The organism is Blautia faecicola, assembly GCF_004123145.1.
Classification (GTDB): Bacteria; Bacillota; Clostridia; order Lachnospirales; family Lachnospiraceae; genus Oliverpabstia; species Oliverpabstia faecicola.
Window position 1 is genome coordinate 2,587,170 of sequence record NZ_SDKC01000001.1, and the last position, 16,196, is coordinate 2,603,365.

Consider the following 16,196-nt stretch of genomic DNA (forward strand, 5'->3'; position numbering starts at 1 on the left):
TATGTTCCTGTTATACTCCGATGATGCCGCGGATAGCATAAGCAACTGCAATACCAAGGTAGTTGCCCATCGCTCCGGCCAGAACGCCCATCAGAAGACCGGTTGTAATCATAGTTTTCCACTGTGCACTTGATGCAATCAGAGCAGCTGTCGGGCCGTCAGAAATACATGCCACAGCAGAAAGAAGAACATACTCAAATTTTACCTTCAACAGTCTCGTTACAAGCAGATGCAGTACAATGCAGCTGACGATAACGCAGAAGCAGAATAAGGTAATATAGAATGTAGATCCGAAGAACTGTTTCAGATCAACGGCGAATCCAATGGTGGTCAGGAATAACAGTGCCACAAAAAGTCCCAGGTCAAAGTTGCCGCGCAGCTTACGTACTGCCGGAATCTGTGCAATGATAATCGAGAAGGTCGTAATCAGAATAATACGTCCTGCACTGCGGAAGCCCGGTCCAAATACCATACCTGCAATGGTCGTAGCTGCCCATACGGTTCCGAAGCCAATTGCCAACAGCCATGCGATCTCCTGAATGGACCATTCCTTGGATGCCATCAGTTCTTCATGATCTCCGTCGCCCTGCAGCTCTGCCTCTGTCATCTCATACGGCCACAGCTTTCTCAGCCGTTTTGAATTTTTGTAGATAGCCGGTGCCGCAAACATAAGAATCAGACTCGGAATACCGATTACATAGTCTGCTGCATTAGCAGCCGCAATGGTTCCTCTTGAAGCATCAAGTCCAACTGCAATTGCTGTCAGGTTGGAACTTCCTCCTGTATAGGTTCCGACAAACATTCCGGCAATCTTCCATCCCTCATCAATCTTGGATGCGAATAAAACACCAAACAGGAATGCCATCAGGCAGACACTTGCCGCTGCAGATACCAGTGCAATAATCGAGTTTCTGTTTAACAGTTTTTTCATCTGTCTCAGATCCAGACTCAGCAGACAGATAGAAACAGACAGCGGAACACAATAGCCGCTGAGTGCATCATAGGTTGGACTTGACACCGGTACAATTTTCAGGTTTGAAAGAACAATACCGGTAACAATAACCGTTAAAGCCGGCCCAAGTACCTTGAACACTTTAAAGCGCTGAAGCCAAAAGCCGGCAGCTACCATAAGAAACATAACCAGAAGCAATGCGCCTTCTGATGAAAATAATGTTGTGCTTTCCATATATAATAAGTAATCCTTTCTAGTGATGAAGATGCATAACTGTTCACATGTGCCCAGCAAAATTCTCTTCGTTATTGTAATATTCAACTCAAGCCTCCGCGAGGCCCGGCGTATGACTTCGGTCAACGCATCCCCGCGGAGCATTTATTATCCGAATTAGAAATCCAGATCCAGACCAAGACCCGGTTTCTGAGACAGTGTATATACGCCACCCTCGATGGTGAAGCCACCCGGCATTCCCATCTCCGGATCTACTGCATACATGAAGCTGTCGCAATCTGCCTCTGTGATATTGCTCTTAGCTGCAACCAGGCTGACACCTGCTGCAATCGCAACCTTCGTCTCCAGCATACAGCCAACCATACAATTTACATGATTTGCTTCTGCGATTGCATTGATCTTCTCTGCCGGATACAGACCACCGCACTTCATCAGCTTAATGTTCAGAATATCTGCTGCATCCATCTTGCAGGCTCTTGCTGCATCGATCGGAGAATGAATAGATTCATCCAGCATAATCTGCATATCAACCTTCTGGCGAAGGATCTTGGAACCGTCCATATCCCACCATGGCAGGCACTGCTCTACTGCATCAACACCGATTTTTTCGAATTCTTTCAGAACTCTTACCGCATCATTTACAGTATATCCCTGGTTTGCATCCACACGCAGACGGATATCCGGTCCAACTGCTTCACGAATCAGAGTAAGTGCACGAATATCATCCGCCGGGTTAATTCCAGCTTTCACCTTCAGAATACGGAATCCATCACGCTCAACACGCTCTTTTGCTTCCTGTGCCATCAGTTCCGGCTTATCAATACCGATTGTCATATCTGTCACGATCTGGTCACGGTATCCGCCCAGTACCTTGTACAGCGGCTGGTTCATAACCTTGCCCTTCAGATCATACAGTGCAATATCGATTGCAGCCTTTGCTGAGGTATTGCCGGAAATCAGACGATCCATCATCAGATGAATTCCCTCAATATTCATCGGATCCATACCGATCAGACCCTGTTTAAACAATTTAAGAACTTCCAGAACGGTTGCACTGTTCTCTCCGGTAACCGGTTCAAACGGAGCTGCCTCTCCGATTCCATAGATTCCCTCATCTGTCATAACTTTTACCAGAACATTCACAGAATGATCCTGTACGGCAAATGCAATACGGAACGGCTTCTTCATCGGAATGTGAATCACTTCTACTTTTACATCAGTAATTTTCATATTAGACCTCCATACTGTAAAATTATTTTAAAATTAGTATAATTTTACTCTCACTAAAATATATAGTCAACCTTTTCCCGTTCAAAATACAAAATTAAGGATTTTGCATAAAAAATATTCCATAAATCTGTGAAAATAAGCCAAAGTCGAAACAGATAATAAGGCAAATAGGAGAATAGTAAACTTTAATATTTTTATATATATAAAACAAATCAAACTCTGGTTTATTTACAAAAACAATGGTATACTAATACAGACAGCGGATTCCGCTGAAGATCATAGAATAAAGTACATCGAACAGGGGGATTACAATATGCTCGGTGAGCAGATACGCAACATAAGAAAATCAAGAGACTTTACACTAAAAGCCCTGGCTGAACAGACAGGACTTTCCATTGGCTATATATCCCAGATAGAGCGCAATCTGACGGACCCATCCCTGTCAACGCTTCGCAAAATCAGCGCTGCTCTGGATGTTCCCACCTATCTTTTTATGGGAGAAGCCGAAGCTGACAACACACTGACTATCAGAAAAAATCAGGTCATCACTTTATCACAGCCCCATTCCAATATCCGTTACCATCTGCTGACGCCGATGCCATCGGCAGAATTTGTTCCCCAGTCTCTGATTATCGGTTTTGAGCTGGAAGCACATGCTAAGGATGGCGAACGCCCTGTGATTCACCCCAGTGAGGAGATCATCATGGTCCAGTCCGGAGAACTGGATGTTATCATCGGAACCGAGAGAATTCACCTGATGGAAGGGGATTCGACGCTGATTCGATCCAACCTTCCCCATATTGTGGAAAACACGACAGACAAGCAAATGACCGGTATTTCCGTATTCACACCGGCCATCTGGTTTCCATCCATACGAAGAACTGAACAGAACGGATAAAACTCATCCCTTTAAAAACTCTTTCGTCTCTTCGCACTCCGGCTTTTTCCAGAATGCTTCTGCATCCTTTGTTTCTACCAGCCGTCCATTCTGGAAAAAGGCCACATCGTCCGCAATGCGCTTTGCCTGCGCCAGGTTGTGGGGAACAATCACAATGGTATAACGCTCCTTCAGGTTCTTAAGCAGCTCTTCTATTTTGGCAGAAGCCTTCGTCCAGAGCCGAACAAGGTTCATCTAAGAGCAGTACCTTCGGCTCCACCGTCAGCGCCCTGGCAATGCACAGACGCTGCTTCTGACCGCCTGAAAGCTTTCATGCACTCTTATGCAATTCTCCGGCCACTTCTTCGTAGAGACCAGTCAGCTTCAGTGTCTCTTCTACAATCTTTTCCAGCTTTTTTTTATCCCGGATTCCATAGTAAACCGGCGCATAGGTCAGGTTTTTATAAATAGAAAACGGAAACGGTGCCGGTGTCTGAAACACCAGTCCCACATTTTTTCTCAACTCTTCCATGGATAGACTGTGGATATCCGCCTCCTCCAACATAATTCTGCCGGACACATTCACACCGCGCTCCTACTCCAAAAGACCATTTAAAGTCTTCAAAAATGTGGTTTTTCCGCAACCGGAAGTTCCAAGAATCGCTGCGATCCGGTTTCTGCAGATATTCATAGACACATTATGGAGAACCGTTTTTCCATCATAAGATACATTCTCCATTACCAGCAGCATGGCAGCAAATGAACTATAGGAAATCATCATTCCAACCGAGAAGCCTGCCAGTATTTTGGATTGGAATAACCACCCCAGTGAGAGCGGAGAATACAGCAATGTTTCTAAGGTGTGTTTTTCTTTTTCGCCCACGAAGGAGCTTGCAGCCATGACAGACGACGCCATGATCGGGGATGATCAGAAAGAAGGATGGCATGATTTGATTCAATATCAGGCTAAAAATTTGCTGTTGCTGGCTGTACTCCCCATTGGGAGCAGGCAGCATATCCAGTAGTTTCTGAAAATCTGAGGCAGCATCGGGAGCAAATGATATTACAAACACAAAAATGGACGGCAAAGCAATGGTAAGCACAATCGGTACGATAAGAAGAACCGCGAAAACCTGCTTATTTGATGTAACGCTTCGCATATCCTTTTTAATTAAGGCGAATTGTCCAATATTCATGTATTTTCACGCTCCGTTTCCGCATGTTCCCGGTCGATCAGAGAAAAGTAGATTTCTTCCAATGACATCTGTTGTTCCGATACATGGTACAAATCACCACCGGCCTCTACAATTCTTTTTACGATGAGCGGGATGTCATGCTCTGAGGCCACATCCATCTCATAGATGTGATCTCCGATTTTCTGATATCTCATGTCCTTTGGCATACGGCTTGCTTTTATCCGTACCTTAGTATTCTGGCAGGCCATAGACCGCAGTTCTGTAATATCTCCTGTGGCAAATAAGCGTCCCTTGTTCATAAGTCCGTATGTCGTACAGATTTCCTGCGCATACCGAAGCTGATGCGTACAAAGAAATACTGTGATTCCTTCGGCAGCCTGCTCCTGAATCAGAGCATTCACATTCTGTGCGCTTTCGGGGTCAAGGCCGGAGGTCGGCTCATCCAGAAACAAAATCTGCGGACGGTGAAGTAATGCTCTGGCCAAAGAGAGCCGCTGGCGCATGCCGGTAGAATAAGTGGCCAGCTTGCGATCCATCACATCTGCCAGTTCCAGTCGCTGTAAGAGCAGTTTTGCTCTATCTGTACATTCCGAACGGCTCATGCCAAAAAATTTGCAGTTCCTCTTTTCTCAATTGATGTGATAAAAAAGACGCAGTACAAACCTATTCATCGGTCTGCACTGCGTCTAAGCGTCTGGCATTTTGATTTCTTCAATTTTTCCGTCTTTGAAACGAATCACACAGGTGTATTTGCACTTTGGACAAAATAGAGGAAAGTCCTCTAATACCGTATGTGGGCGTATCTGTGTTCTTGTTTTGCCGTCACATCTAGAGCGTGTTTGAAAAATCATTTTCGCAATCTGCAAGCCCCACTTTGCGGTATATTTTACCCTTATTCGGTTGCCGTAGCCCGCTACGCCGCCCTCATTCGGATAAAATCTCCCACAAACTGGGACTCACAGCTCACGAAAAGCCTTTTTCAGACACGCTCTAGGGCAGCGAAGCCATTCTAACAGCTCGCCTTTCCTATCTGACTGTTTCATGTACATTCCTCCTGTGCCGCTAATATTGCACCCTGATACGCCCGTTCCAAATGTGATTGTATGACATTTTCATCGTACTTCATTGAATTGTTGGCAATGATACTTGCGTACCCATGGACAAACAGAAAAATCGTCAGGAAAATCTTTTTGGTTTGCTCCATACTCATATTCAAGGCTTTCTGCATCGCAGAAAGGACTGGTGTCAGCTCGTCTGCGTCAATCAGCTCAAGCATGGTTGCTCCACTAAAATAATCCGACTGAAACAGGAACCGAAACAAATGCGGCTCCTCAATGGCAAAGCGGATATAGTTCATCCCAATTCCAAGCATGACGCCTTTCTGAGGACTCTTTAGATTCATCAGATATTCTGAGTGATAGCTATCTGCCTTCGCATAGACCGTCCGTTTCAGTTCTTCAATGGTCGAAAAATGATACATAACGGGCTGTGTGGAGCAGTGAAGTCTTTCTGATACGGTCCTTGCATTGATGTTTTCCACGCCGGCTTCACGGGCAATCGCAAAGGCCGCGTCAATAATCATCTCTTTTGTGACTTTTGCTTTTGCTGGCATATTCGCACCTCCGTATTTATAACTTGCGTTATGTATAATACGAATTATATATCAATAAGCAGAGTTTTTCAATCCGTCCGAAGCAAAATTTGCGGACAATCTACCCTTTCAGACACTTTCATTTCTTTTGCATAGCATTTTTTGTCTGGTTGAGAATAGCGGGTAGTTTATTGTTTCACACATCTCCATTTCTTCGTTGGGAGAAACTCCGATGTGCTCAACAGGCTAAAGCCATAACAACAGAAGCTGTGAAAAAGGCTCTGTTGCTTCTGATAATAGAAAAAGCGTAAGCGTCAAATAGGTTCAAACTATATCAGCCCATTTGGGCATAAGAAAACCCCGGAAAACCTTGATTTTCCGGGGTTTTGTAAACCATTTTGATATAGTCTGAGCAGTCGATTATCTCTTGCTGAACTGCGGAGCTCTACGAGCTGCTTTCAGACCGTATTTCTTACGTTCTTTCATTCTCGGGTCACGAGTCAGGTATCCGGCTTTTTTCAGAACCGGTCTGTACTCAGCGTCTGCCTGCAGCAGGGCACGAGCGATACCATGACGGATAGCTCCAGCCTGTCCGGTAAATCCACCACCGTGAACGTTTACCAGAACGTCAAATTTTTCTGTATTGTCTGTTGCTGCCAGTGGCTGGCGAACAACAACTTTCAGAGTCTCCAGTCCGAAATACTCGTCGATGTCTCTTTTATTGATTGTGATCTTACCAGTTCCTGGTACCAGGTATACTCTGGCGATAGATTTTTTTCTTCTTCCTGTTCCGTAGAATTTTGTAGTAGCCAATGTTACTTACCTCCTATTAAAATGTTAAAACTTCCGGTTTCTGAGCTTCATGTCCGTGCTCTGCACCAGCGTATACATGAAGTTTTTTGATCATCTGTCTTCCCAGAGGTCCTTTTGGAAGCATACCTTTTACAGCAAGTTCGATGACTTTTTCCGGTTTCTTGTTCATCATTTCTCTCAGAGTGGTTTCTTTCATACCACCAACATAATCAGAGTGGCTGTAGTAGATCTTCTGATCTAATTTTTTACCGGTCACTTTGATTTTCTCAGCATTGATTACGATTACATAATCACCTGTATCTACGTGAGGAGTGAAAACTGGTTTGTTTTTTCCTCTTAATACGCTTGCCACTTCGGAAGCTAAACGTCCTAATGTGCAGCCTTCAGCATCTACTACATACCATTTTCTTTCAATCTTATCTGGATTAGCCATAAAACTGTTCATGGATTTCCCTCCTGTAATTCATTCTTTAAACTATAATTATCTCTATAATGAAAAATATCTTTCCGGGGCTTTGGTAAGATACTTTCGCACTACGTCATACTCGATTATTATAGTATACTGTTCCGTGTGTGTCAATCATTTTTTCGTGATTTTTCCAGGTTTTTTCAGCTTTCTTTGACTTCCACTCACCCAAAACACCTTGCGGGCCATTACCGGTGAATTCTGACGGTTTCCTGACACTTTTCAGGATCTCCTGACCTCAACCGTACCCTCCGGCATTTCAGCACTCTCAGATCCGGCACTCTTTCAGTCTCCTGCGGCGTTCCCGGTAATCCGGAAGTTCTGCCTCCACGATTTTCCAGAAATTCTTCGAATGGTTCATCTCCCTGCGGTGTGCCAGTTCGTGTACCACCACATAATCCAGCAGCTCCGGTGCAAGCAGTACCAGTTTCCAGTTAAAGTTCAGATTGCCCTTGCTGCTACAGCTCCCCCAGCGTGTTTTCTGTTCCCGGATCGTGATCCTGCCATAATCCACACCCATCCGCTTTGCAAAATACGCCGTCCGCTCCGGAAAAATCCGTTTTGCCCGCTCGATGCCTTCCCGGCGCACCTCTTCGCTGATCGAGATCTGTTCTGTTTTCCGTTTTTCCACCCGCTGCCTCGTCTGCAGGATCCAGTCTTTTTTCTCATCCAGGAATTCTTCTACCTGCCGCTTCGTGATTCCATACGGTGTCCGCACGATCACCTGTCCTTCCCTGTCGATCTGGATCGCGATCGTCTTTCTACGGGAGCGGATCCACTGATACGTGATGTCCATCTTTTTTCGCCTCCCACTCCGGATACCGGATTTCCACCAGTGTCAGCCCTTCCGGCCGCGCGGTCTCCCCGGCAAGCTCTCTGTTTTTTGCTTCCAGAATTTCTTTGACATGTTTCGGCGGATAATAACCTCCGCCCACCCGGATCAGGGTTCCTGCTATGATCCGCACCATATTATATAAGAACCCGTTCCCTCTGATCCGTATTGTGATCACATCATCTTCCGACCGTTGAATCCCCAGTTCATAGATCGTCCGAACCGTATTTTCCACCTCCGGTTTATACGTCGAAAAGCTTTTAAAATCATGTTCTCCGATCAGATACGCCGCTCCCTGCCGCATCTTTTCCACATCCAGCGGATAATAATAAAAATACGTGTACAGCCGTTTTGTCGGATCCGGGAACTTCCGGTTGTAGATCTTATATTCATACGTCTTTACGGTTTCCTGAAACCGCGGATGAAAATCATCCGGTACCTGGCAGGAATTCTGGATGCGGATATCCTGTGGCAGCCGTGTATTTAACGCATAGGAAAACTTCTCCGCCGGCATCCGTGCCTCTGTGTCAAATACCGCAACATTGCCCAGTGCATGCACCCCGGCATCGGTACGGCTCGCTCCGATCACTTCGATCTTCGTTTTAAGAAGTTCCGAGAGACACCGGTTCAGGACTTCCTGCACCGCCAGACCGTTCGGCTGTACCTGCCAGCCGCAGTAGTTTGTTCCATCGTAGGCGACCGTCAATTTTACTCGCTTCATGTTTCGTCCTTTCTGTCTAAGTTTCCACTCCCTCACTAATACATGTACTCTTTCCTGCCTTCACAGCTGCGAATAAAAGAGCTGTTTTCCAGTCCATCAGGAACCGGAAAACAGCTTACTTCACCAATTAACTCTTTTCATAGCTGTTCAGCATCTCGTGGAATACTGTCAACGGAATCTTTATTTCTTAATTTAGATTCCGACTACCCGGAACACAATACTGAGTGCCAGATACCCTGCCACGACCAGATACGCCAGATAATCTCTCTTCTCATATGCCAGCGGTTTCATCTGTGTCCGTCCGTCGCCGCCGTGGTAACATCTCGCTTCCATCGCCATCGCAAGGTCATTGGCTCTGCGGAAGGCCGAGATAAATAACGGAACCAGCAGCGGAACCATATTTTTTACTTTCTGGATCAGATTGCCGTTCTCAAAATCAGCGCCGCGCGCCATCTGTGCTTTCATGATCTTGTCTGTCTCTTCCATCAGGATCGGAATAAACCGAAGTGCGATGGACATCATCATGGCGATCTCATGTACCGGCACATGGATCTTGTTCAGTGGTCGAAGCAGCCGCTCCAGACCGTCGGTTAGCTGGTTTGGTGTGGTGGTCAGTGTCATGATCGACGCACCGATGATCAGAAATACCAGACGGATTCCCATCTTGATGGCAAGCCGGATACCTTCTTTTGTAATTTTCAGGATCCAGAACGACCATAATACCTCTCCCGGCGTAAATACCAGGTTAAAGAACATCGTGATCAGTAACAGCACCATGATCGGCTTTAATCCCTTTACCATAAATCCAAACGGGACTTTTGACAGAACGATCATCGCCACCAGAAACAGTGCCGCCACTCCATATCCTACCCAGGAAGAAAATACGAACAGTGAGATAATATAGACCAGCGTACTCACAAATTTCACTCTGGGATCCAGTCGGTGCAGAATGGAATCTGCCGGATAATACTGTCCGATTGTGATATCTCGCATCATTTGTGATCTTCCTCCTTTTTCCTGAGTGCCTGCAGGATCGATGCGGTTGCCTCATCTACGTTGATAGCGCTGGTATCCACATCCATTCCTTCTTCTTCCAGTGCATGCATGATATAGGTGATCTGCGGTGCTGCAAGTCCGATGGCTTCCAGTTCTTTATAATGCGCAAACACTTTCTTCGGTGTATCATCAAAGGTTTTAACGCCATGATTCATAACGATGATCCGCTCCACGTATTTTGCGATATCTTCCATGCTGTGAGATACCAGAATGATCGTGATTCCTCTCGTCGCGTGGAGGCTTGCAATCTGGTCAAGGATCTCGTCTCTTCCCATCGGATCCAGTCCTGCGGTCGGCTCATCGAGAATCAGTACCTTCGGATTCATCGCCAGGACACCTGCGATCGCTACTCTTCGTTTCTGTCCTCCGGACAGTTCAAACGGAGACTTCGCATAGTAACTTTCATCGAGTCCTACATGCTCCAGAGCTTCTTTTGCCCGTTTTTCACACTCTTCCGGTGGAAGGTTCTGATTCTTCGGTCCGAAGCAGACATCCGTCAGTACATCCGTCTCAAACAGCTGATGTTCCGGATACTGGAAGACCAGTCCTACCTGGCTTCTCAGTCCACGAAGAGGAAATTTGTCTGCCCAGATATCCTGCCCTTCAAAATAAATATGTCCCTCTGTCGGTCGGATCAATCCGTTAAAATGCTGGATCAGTGTGGATTTTCCACTTCCGGTATGTCCGATGATTCCCACGAACTGTCCCTGCGGAATCTCCAGATTGACATCTTTTAACGCATGCATCTCATAGGCACTGCCCGGATTATATGTGTATCCTACATGTTCCAGTTTCAGGGATTCTTTGCCCTGTGACAGCTCTTTTTCTTCTTTCTGCGCGGTTGCCTCCGGCAGCTTCCAGCCTTCCGGTACATGGATCTGCGGTTTGCTCAGTGCTTCCACCAGTTCCGGGATCGTCAGGATACCATCCGGGATTGCAAGACCTGCCTCTTTCAGTTCATACGCCAGTAACGTAACTTGCGGAACATCCAGACGGTATTTTTTCAGCTGATCCACTCTGGAAAAAATTTCTCTCGGAACGCCGTGCATCACGATCTGTCCGCGATCCATGACATACACATCGTCAGCAAATACAACTTCTTCCATATAATGGGTAATCAGGATAACCGTTACCCCTTCTTTTTTGTTCAGTTCCCGTACTGCCTTCAGTACTTCTTTTCGTCCGTTCGGATCGAGCATTGCAGTAGGTTCATCCAGAACGATGCATTTTGGATGCATCGCCATAACACCTGCGATGGCTACACGCTGTTTTTGTCCGCCGGACAGTTTGTTTGGGGAGTGATGACGGTAAGCGGTCATTCCCACCGCTTGCAGACTCTCATCCACCCGTTTCCAGATATCTTCTGTGGGAACACCCAGATTTTCCGGACCAAATCCCACATCTTCTTCTACAACTGTGCCGATGATCTGGTTGTCCGGGTTCTGAAAGACCATGCCGGCTTTCTGACGGATGTTCCAGATATCTGCATCCGAAGCGGTATCCATATGATCCACCCACAAAGTTCCCTCCGTAGGTACCAGCAAACCGTTGATGTGTTTTGCCAGTGTGGACTTTCCGCTTCCGTTATGTCCTAAGATAGCGATAAACTGTCCCTCTTCAATATCCAGATCCACGTGGTCAATGGCTCTGTTTACTTCCGGTTCTTCTCCCTCTTCTCCGTACCGGAGGTAGTCGAAGGCCAGTTTTGCTGCTTTTATGATTCCCATTGCCTCTCCATTTCTTTCTTACGAAATTGTTATTCTTTGTTTTTTCTACGACAGATACTGACCGGATCCTTCTTTTTTCTAATATCCGTCAGCGGCTCTCCGCGCACAAAAATAGGCCTGATTGCGTGTTTTTCCGCATATCAAGCCTAATTGTATCTGATTTTCTTTTATATTACAAGTTTTTCCTGTTGGAATTTATAAATTTCCGCACAGTACTCCTGCCTTATTCCTCTGGCGCTTCCTCCGGTTCTGCCATTCCGGTCAGTTCATCGATCAGATCCCAGATTTCTTCCCGACCCTGTTTGGTCTGGGCTGAAAACGGAATGATCTTCGTTCCCGGCACCACCTGCAGTCCCTGACGGAGCACTTTCAGCTGTTTCTGTACCTGGCTTCTCTTGATCTTATCCAGTTTTGTCGCGATAATGACCGGTTCATAGCCATGATCCAGAATCCATTTGTACATGATCTTATCGTTGCTTCCCGGTTCGTGGCGGATATCCACCAGCAGAAATACACAGCGGATCTCTTTGGACTTGTGGAGATAATCTTCGATCATCTTACCCCATTTCGCCTTGATCTCCTCGGAGGCTTTCGCATAACCGTATCCCGGAAGATCGACCAGATAAATCGCTTCATTGACATTATAGAAGTTGATCGTCTGGGTCTTTCCAGGTGCCGCACTGGTACGTGCAAGGGATTTCCGGTTCATCAGTCCGTTGATCAGGGAAGATTTTCCCACGTTTGATTTTCCTGCAAATGCCACTTCCGGTCTTCCGGTTTCCGGCATCTTACTGGTGATACCGCACACGATATCCAGAGATACATTCTTTATAATCATAACTTTCTCCTTCTACACCAGCGCTTCTTTCAGCACCTGCTCCATCTTTTCTACAAATACAATGGTAAGACCTTCTTTGATCTCCGCATCGATCTCTTCCACATCCGGACGGTTCTGATCCGGCACTAAAATCTTTGTGATACCGGCATTTTTCGCTGCCAGCATTTTCTCTTTCAGACCACCGATCGGGAGTACCCGTCCGCGCAGCGTGATCTCGCCGGTCATCGCAAGATTCGCTCTCACTGCTCTTCCGGTAATGGCGGAGAGCATCGCCGTGGCCATCGTGATACCTGCAGACGGTCCATCCTTCGGAACAGCCCCTTCCGGGATATGGATGTGCAGATCATGCTCTTTGAAAAATTCCGGTTTGATAGCATACTGGTCTGCCACAGAGCGGATGTAGCTGATACCTGCCTGGGCAGACTCTTTCATCACATCTCCCAGCTGACCGGTCAGAAGAAATTCTCCTTTTCCCGGCATCAGGTTGACTTCGATCTGTAAGGTATCTCCGCCAACGCTTGTCCATGCCAGTCCGCGAACGATACCGATTTCATCCTTCTCGTTGACTTTCTGGTAAGTATAACGGGATCTGCCAAGGAATTCTTCCAGATTGTCTTTTGTGACTACCACCTGTTTTTCCTTGTCCTGCAGGATCTTTCTTGCAGACTTTCTGCAGATCTCACCGAATTTTCTCTCCAGATTACGCACACCTGCCTCTTTGGTGTAACCCTCGATAATGTCTTTTAACACATCATCCCCGATCACCAGCTGATTTTCCTTCAGACCGTTGGCTTTGATCTGTTTCGGAATCAGGTGTTCTCTGGCAATATGTTCTTTTTCATTTTCCGTATAACTGGAAATTTCGATCACTTCCATACGGTCCATCAGCGGACGCGGAATCGACTGTGGATCATTTGCCGTCGCGATAAATAATACTTCGGAAAGATCCAGTGGAAGATCTACATAATGATCGGCAAATTTGCTGTTCTGTTCGGAATCAAGAACCTCCAACAGCGCAGATGCTGTATCTCCCTTATAGTCACTGCTCACTTTATCGATCTCGTCCAGAAGCATCAGCGGATTTTTCACGCCTGCCTGGATCAGCCCGTTGGCGATCCGTCCCGGCATAGCTCCCACGTATGTTCTTCTGTGTCCACGGATCTCCGCTTCATCCCGGACACCGCCAAGACTGATACGGACATATTTTTTATTCAGTGCTCTTGCTACGGAGCGCGCGATCGATGTTTTTCCGGTTCCCGGCGGTCCGACCAGACAGAGGATCGGGCTGCTGCCCTTCTTTGTCAGTGTCCGCACGGCAAGAAATTCCAGAACTCGCTCTTTCACTTTTTCCAGACCGTAGTGATCCGCTTCCAGAATCTGGCTCGCTTTGTCGAGGTTCTTATTGTCTCTGGACGCTTTCTCCCACGGCAGCTTTAACAGTGTCTCAATATAACCTCTTGACACACTGCTCTCGGAATTGTTGTATCCAAGACTCTTGAAGCGGCGGATTTCTTTCATCAGACGTTCTTTGATCTCTTTTGGTGCCTGCAGTTTTTCCGCTTCCTGCATAAAATGATCCCCGTCGGATACGGTATCGTCTTCTCCCAGTTCTTCCCGGATCAGTTTCAGCTGTTCCCGGAGGATATAATCTCTCTGGTTTTTATCGATCCGCTGTTTTACCTTTTCCTGGATCTCTGTGCGAAGACGCATCACCTCGATCTCACTGGACAGGATCACGCCCAGTGTCTCGTAACGGTCACTCAACGATACGGATTCTAGGATCTGCTGTCTTTGCTGGAAGGTCAGTGGAATATTCATCGCGATATGATCTACCAGTTCCGCAATATCTTCGATCTCCAGTGTCTGACGCACCTGTTCCTTATTCATTTTCTGGTTTTCTTTGCAGTATGCCCCGAACAGTTCTCTCATGCTGCGAAGCATCGCTTCTTTTACCGTATCCGGAAGATTTTCCTCCTCCTGCTCGATCATGTCCACTTCCGCTTCCAGATAAGACAGACCGTCTTCTAACTGGATCAGTTCTGCCCGTTCCATTCCCTCTACCAGCACGCGGAGCATATCCTTCGGCACTTTTGCCACCTGCTTGATCATGGCAACCGTACCGATCTTGTACAGATCATCTTCGGAAGGATCTTCCACTTTCGAATCCTTCTGTGTGATCAGAAAGATCCTCTGGTCCTTGGTCATTGCCTCCTCGATTGCCCGGATGGATTTTTTCCGGCTCACGTCAAAATGGACGATCATATCCGGTAAAATCGTGATTCCACGCAAGGCAACCGCCGGCATTACCTGTGTTTCATTTGTCATCTGTTACCTCCCGTCAGGCGGTCTCCGGTCTTCCTGGTCGCTTTGCGCCTCTTCTTTTAGAGGAACGCGCCGGCTTTTTCTCCGGATTTTCTTCGATGGTCACAACCGGTTTTCCCTTACCTGTTACCGCATCTTTGGTAATTACGCATTTTTTCATATTTTCATTGGACGGGGCTTCATACATCACATCCATCATAGTCTTTTCAATGACAGAACGCAGACCTCTGGCTCCGGTCTTTCTCTCCATGGCTGTCTTTGCCACTTCGCGAAGTGCATCCGGCTCAAATTCCAGATCCACGCCGTCCATATCCATCAGTGCCTTGTACTGTTTTACCAGAGAGTTTTTCGGCTCCTGCAGAATCCGTACCAGTGCGTCCTCATCCAGCGCATCCAGGGATACGACTACCGGCACACGACCGATAAATTCCGGGATCAGACCGAACTTGATAAAGTCCTGAGGCATCACTTCTTTCAGGATCTCCCCTACATTTTTCTCGTGTTTCATGCCAAGAGAACCGTTAAATCCGATCGTCTTGGTATCCATACGACCCTCAATAATTTTTTCCAGACCTTCGAAAGCACCGCCGCAGATAAACAAAATGTTGGTGGTATCGATCTGGATAAATTCCTGCTGCGGATGTTTTCTTCCACCCTGTGGCGGCACGGAAGCAATCGTTCCTTCCACGATCTTTAACAGTGCCTGCTGTACACCTTCACCGGATACGTCTCTGGTGATGGATGTATTTTCGGATTTTCTTGTGATCTTGTCGATTTCATCGATGTAGATGATTCCCTGCTGCGCACGCTCGATATCATAATCGGCAGCCTGAATGATCTTCAGCAGAATATTTTCCACATCTTCGCCGACATAACCGGCCTCTGTCAGAGTGGTCGCATCTGCAATCGCAAATGGAACATTCAACATTCTCGCCAGGTTCTGCGCCAGGAAAGTTTTACCGGAACCGGTAGGTCCAAGCATCAGAATATTACTTTTCTGCAGTTCCACATCATTTTTTCTGCCTGAGAGGATTCTCTTATAATGGTTGTATACAGAGACTGCCAGCACCTTTTTTGCCTCATCCTGACCGACTACATATTCATCCAGGACCTCTTTCATCTCCATCGGTGTCATCAGATTGATATCACTTCCGGACATACGGTCTCTGGAAACTTCTTCCTCAATGATCTCTGAGCAGATTTCCACACACTCATCACAGATATAAGATCCGTCCGGACCTGCGATCAGCTTGCGTACCTGGTCTTCTGTCTTTCCGCAAAAAGAGCAACGAATTTTATAATCCCCGTTTTTTATTGCCATAGGTTTCCTATTTCCTTTCT

The 16,196-nt window shown here is 46.6% G+C and carries 20 protein-coding genes; 2 read left to right on the plus strand and 18 right to left on the minus strand.

Going from position 1 to position 16,196, the window contains the following annotated elements:
* Positions 1–10: 10 nt before the first annotated feature.
* Entirely contained in the window at positions 11–1,186 is a 1,176-nt protein-coding gene (locus ETP43_RS11630; RefSeq protein ID WP_129258209.1) for a DUF819 family protein, read from the minus strand.
* A 156-nt stretch (positions 1,187–1,342) separates the two neighbouring features.
* Entirely contained in the window at positions 1,343–2,416 is a 1,074-nt protein-coding gene (locus tag ETP43_RS11635; protein WP_129258211.1) for a mandelate racemase/muconate lactonizing enzyme family protein, read from the minus strand.
* 313 nt (positions 2,417–2,729) lie between these two features.
* Between ETP43_RS11635 and ETP43_RS11640 the strand changes: the two genes are divergently transcribed.
* Positions 2,730–3,314, plus strand: coding sequence for a helix-turn-helix domain-containing protein (locus tag ETP43_RS11640; RefSeq protein ID WP_129258214.1), 585 nt, complete (start codon positions 2,730–2,732; stop codon positions 3,312–3,314).
* Positions 3,315–3,317: 3 nt separating this feature from the next.
* On the opposite strand, the gene ETP43_RS18075 is transcribed toward ETP43_RS11640, so the two are convergent.
* The 6 genes from ETP43_RS18075 to ETP43_RS11655 all read right to left on the minus strand — a co-directional run bounded on the left by ETP43_RS18075 (position 3,318) and on the right by ETP43_RS11655 (position 5,385).
* Positions 3,318–3,548: an ATP-binding cassette domain-containing protein gene (locus ETP43_RS18075; protein WP_330546522.1), complete on the minus strand. Its 231-nt coding sequence runs from the start codon at positions 3,546–3,548 to the stop codon at positions 3,318–3,320.
* A 76-nt stretch (positions 3,549–3,624) separates the two neighbouring features.
* Entirely contained in the window at positions 3,625–3,825 is a 201-nt protein-coding gene (locus tag ETP43_RS18080; RefSeq protein WP_330546523.1) for an ATP-binding cassette domain-containing protein, read from the minus strand.
* Between the two features lie 63 nt (positions 3,826–3,888).
* Entirely contained in the window at positions 3,889–4,044 is a 156-nt protein-coding gene (locus tag ETP43_RS18085; RefSeq protein WP_330546524.1) for an ATP-binding cassette domain-containing protein, read from the minus strand.
* 13 nt (positions 4,045–4,057) lie between these two features.
* Positions 4,058–4,489 (minus strand): hypothetical protein, encoded by a 432-nt coding sequence (locus tag ETP43_RS17715; protein WP_181951971.1) that lies wholly within the window; start codon positions 4,487–4,489, stop codon positions 4,058–4,060.
* Entirely contained in the window at positions 4,486–5,091 is a 606-nt protein-coding gene (locus tag ETP43_RS11650) for an ATP-binding cassette domain-containing protein (protein ID WP_129258216.1), read from the minus strand. The genes ETP43_RS17715 and ETP43_RS11650 overlap by 4 nt, the downstream gene beginning before the upstream one ends.
* An 84-nt stretch (positions 5,092–5,175) precedes the next feature.
* Positions 5,176–5,385 carry a cysteine-rich KTR domain-containing protein gene (locus ETP43_RS11655; protein WP_334295525.1) on the minus strand — a complete coding sequence of 70 codons (210 nt, stop codon included), beginning with the start codon at positions 5,383–5,385 and terminating at the stop codon, positions 5,176–5,178.
* Here ETP43_RS11655 and ETP43_RS18525 point away from each other — a divergent pair.
* Positions 5,329–5,502 carry a DUF6783 domain-containing protein gene (locus tag ETP43_RS18525; protein WP_334295526.1) on the plus strand — a complete coding sequence of 58 codons (174 nt, stop codon included), beginning with the start codon at positions 5,329–5,331 and terminating at the stop codon, positions 5,500–5,502. The two genes, ETP43_RS11655 and ETP43_RS18525, sit on opposite strands and share 57 nt — an antisense overlap.
* Positions 5,503–5,528: 26 nt before the next feature.
* Here the strand turns inward: ETP43_RS18525 and ETP43_RS11660 are convergent, their stop codons facing one another.
* The 10 genes from ETP43_RS11660 to clpX all read right to left on the minus strand — a co-directional run bounded on the left by ETP43_RS11660 (position 5,529) and on the right by clpX (position 16,176).
* A complete protein-coding gene (locus tag ETP43_RS11660) occupies positions 5,529–6,101 on the minus strand; it encodes a TetR/AcrR family transcriptional regulator (protein ID WP_129258218.1) in 573 nt (190 codons plus the stop codon).
* A gap of 399 nt (positions 6,102–6,500) precedes the next feature.
* On the minus strand, positions 6,501–6,893 hold the full coding sequence (rpsI, locus tag ETP43_RS11665; RefSeq protein ID WP_022172251.1) for a 30S ribosomal protein S9: 393 nt from the start codon (positions 6,891–6,893) through the stop codon (positions 6,501–6,503).
* A gap of 16 nt (positions 6,894–6,909) precedes the next feature.
* Entirely contained in the window at positions 6,910–7,338 is a 429-nt protein-coding gene (gene rplM, locus ETP43_RS11670) for a 50S ribosomal protein L13 (protein ID WP_022172252.1), read from the minus strand.
* Between the two features lie 289 nt (positions 7,339–7,627).
* Positions 7,628–8,155 (minus strand): M48 family metallopeptidase, encoded by a 528-nt coding sequence (locus ETP43_RS11675; protein ID WP_129258219.1) that lies wholly within the window; start codon positions 8,153–8,155, stop codon positions 7,628–7,630.
* Positions 8,121–8,912 (minus strand): tRNA pseudouridine(38-40) synthase TruA, encoded by a 792-nt coding sequence (gene truA, locus ETP43_RS11680; protein ID WP_129258221.1) that lies wholly within the window; start codon positions 8,910–8,912, stop codon positions 8,121–8,123. The genes ETP43_RS11675 and truA overlap by 35 nt, the downstream gene beginning before the upstream one ends.
* A 192-nt stretch (positions 8,913–9,104) precedes the next feature.
* Complete coding sequence (locus ETP43_RS11685) at positions 9,105–9,908, minus strand: energy-coupling factor transporter transmembrane component T family protein (RefSeq protein ID WP_129258223.1); 804 nt, start codon at positions 9,906–9,908, stop codon at positions 9,105–9,107.
* The gene (locus ETP43_RS11690; protein ID WP_129258225.1) at positions 9,905–11,695 is read right to left on the minus strand and encodes an energy-coupling factor transporter ATPase; all 1,791 of its coding nucleotides are present in this window, start codon (positions 11,693–11,695) and stop codon (positions 9,905–9,907) included. Before ETP43_RS11690 ends, ETP43_RS11685 begins: the two co-directional genes overlap by 4 nt.
* 223 nt (positions 11,696–11,918) lie before the next feature.
* Entirely contained in the window at positions 11,919–12,533 is a 615-nt protein-coding gene (yihA, locus tag ETP43_RS11695; RefSeq protein WP_022399527.1) for a ribosome biogenesis GTP-binding protein YihA/YsxC, read from the minus strand.
* 12 nt (positions 12,534–12,545) lie between these two features.
* Positions 12,546–14,858: an endopeptidase La gene (gene lon, locus ETP43_RS11700; RefSeq protein WP_129258227.1), complete on the minus strand. Its 2,313-nt coding sequence runs from the start codon at positions 14,856–14,858 to the stop codon at positions 12,546–12,548.
* 13 nt (positions 14,859–14,871) lie between these two features.
* Positions 14,872–16,176, minus strand: coding sequence for an ATP-dependent Clp protease ATP-binding subunit ClpX (gene clpX / locus ETP43_RS11705; protein ID WP_022399525.1), 1,305 nt, complete (start codon positions 16,174–16,176; stop codon positions 14,872–14,874).
* Positions 16,177–16,196 lie beyond the last annotated feature (20 nt).

What these genes read in the sequence shown, in the direction of transcription:
- ETP43_RS11630 (WP_129258209.1), bottom strand. Translation starts at nt 1,186, where the DNA reads ATGGAAAGCACAACATTATTTTCATCAGAAGGCGCATTGCTTCTGGTT.
- ETP43_RS11635 (WP_129258211.1), bottom strand. Translation starts at nt 2,416, where the DNA reads ATGAAAATTACTGATGTAAAAGTAGAAGTGATTCACATTCCGATGAAG.
- ETP43_RS11640 (WP_129258214.1), top strand. Translation starts at nt 2,730, where the DNA reads ATGCTCGGTGAGCAGATACGCAACATAAGAAAATCAAGAGACTTTACA.
- ETP43_RS18075 (WP_330546522.1), bottom strand. Translation starts at nt 3,548, where the DNA reads ATGAACCTTGTTCGGCTCTGGACGAAGGCTTCTGCCAAAATAGAAGAG.
- ETP43_RS18080 (WP_330546523.1), bottom strand. Translation starts at nt 3,825, where the DNA reads ATGGAAGAGTTGAGAAAAAATGTGGGACTGGTGTTTCAGACACCGGCA.
- ETP43_RS18085 (WP_330546524.1), bottom strand. Translation starts at nt 4,044, where the DNA reads ATGCTGCTGGTAATGGAGAATGTATCTTATGATGGAAAAACGGTTCTC.
- ETP43_RS17715 (WP_181951971.1), bottom strand. Translation starts at nt 4,489, where the DNA reads ATGAATATTGGACAATTCGCCTTAATTAAAAAGGATATGCGAAGCGTT.
- ETP43_RS11650 (WP_129258216.1), bottom strand. Translation starts at nt 5,091, where the DNA reads ATGAGCCGTTCGGAATGTACAGATAGAGCAAAACTGCTCTTACAGCGA.
- ETP43_RS11660 (WP_129258218.1), bottom strand. Translation starts at nt 6,101, where the DNA reads ATGCCAGCAAAAGCAAAAGTCACAAAAGAGATGATTATTGACGCGGCC.
- rplM (WP_022172252.1), bottom strand. Translation starts at nt 7,338, where the DNA reads ATGAACAGTTTTATGGCTAATCCAGATAAGATTGAAAGAAAATGGTAT.
- ETP43_RS11675 (WP_129258219.1), bottom strand. Translation starts at nt 8,155, where the DNA reads ATGGACATCACGTATCAGTGGATCCGCTCCCGTAGAAAGACGATCGCG.
- truA (WP_129258221.1), bottom strand. Translation starts at nt 8,912, where the DNA reads ATGAAGCGAGTAAAATTGACGGTCGCCTACGATGGAACAAACTACTGC.
- ETP43_RS11685 (WP_129258223.1), bottom strand. Translation starts at nt 9,908, where the DNA reads ATGATGCGAGATATCACAATCGGACAGTATTATCCGGCAGATTCCATT.
- ETP43_RS11690 (WP_129258225.1), bottom strand. Translation starts at nt 11,695, where the DNA reads ATGGGAATCATAAAAGCAGCAAAACTGGCCTTCGACTACCTCCGGTAC.
- yihA (WP_022399527.1), bottom strand. Translation starts at nt 12,533, where the DNA reads ATGATTATAAAGAATGTATCTCTGGATATCGTGTGCGGTATCACCAGT.
- lon (WP_129258227.1), bottom strand. Translation starts at nt 14,858, where the DNA reads ATGACAAATGAAACACAGGTAATGCCGGCGGTTGCCTTGCGTGGAATC.
- clpX (WP_022399525.1), bottom strand. Translation starts at nt 16,176, where the DNA reads ATGGCAATAAAAAACGGGGATTATAAAATTCGTTGCTCTTTTTGCGGA.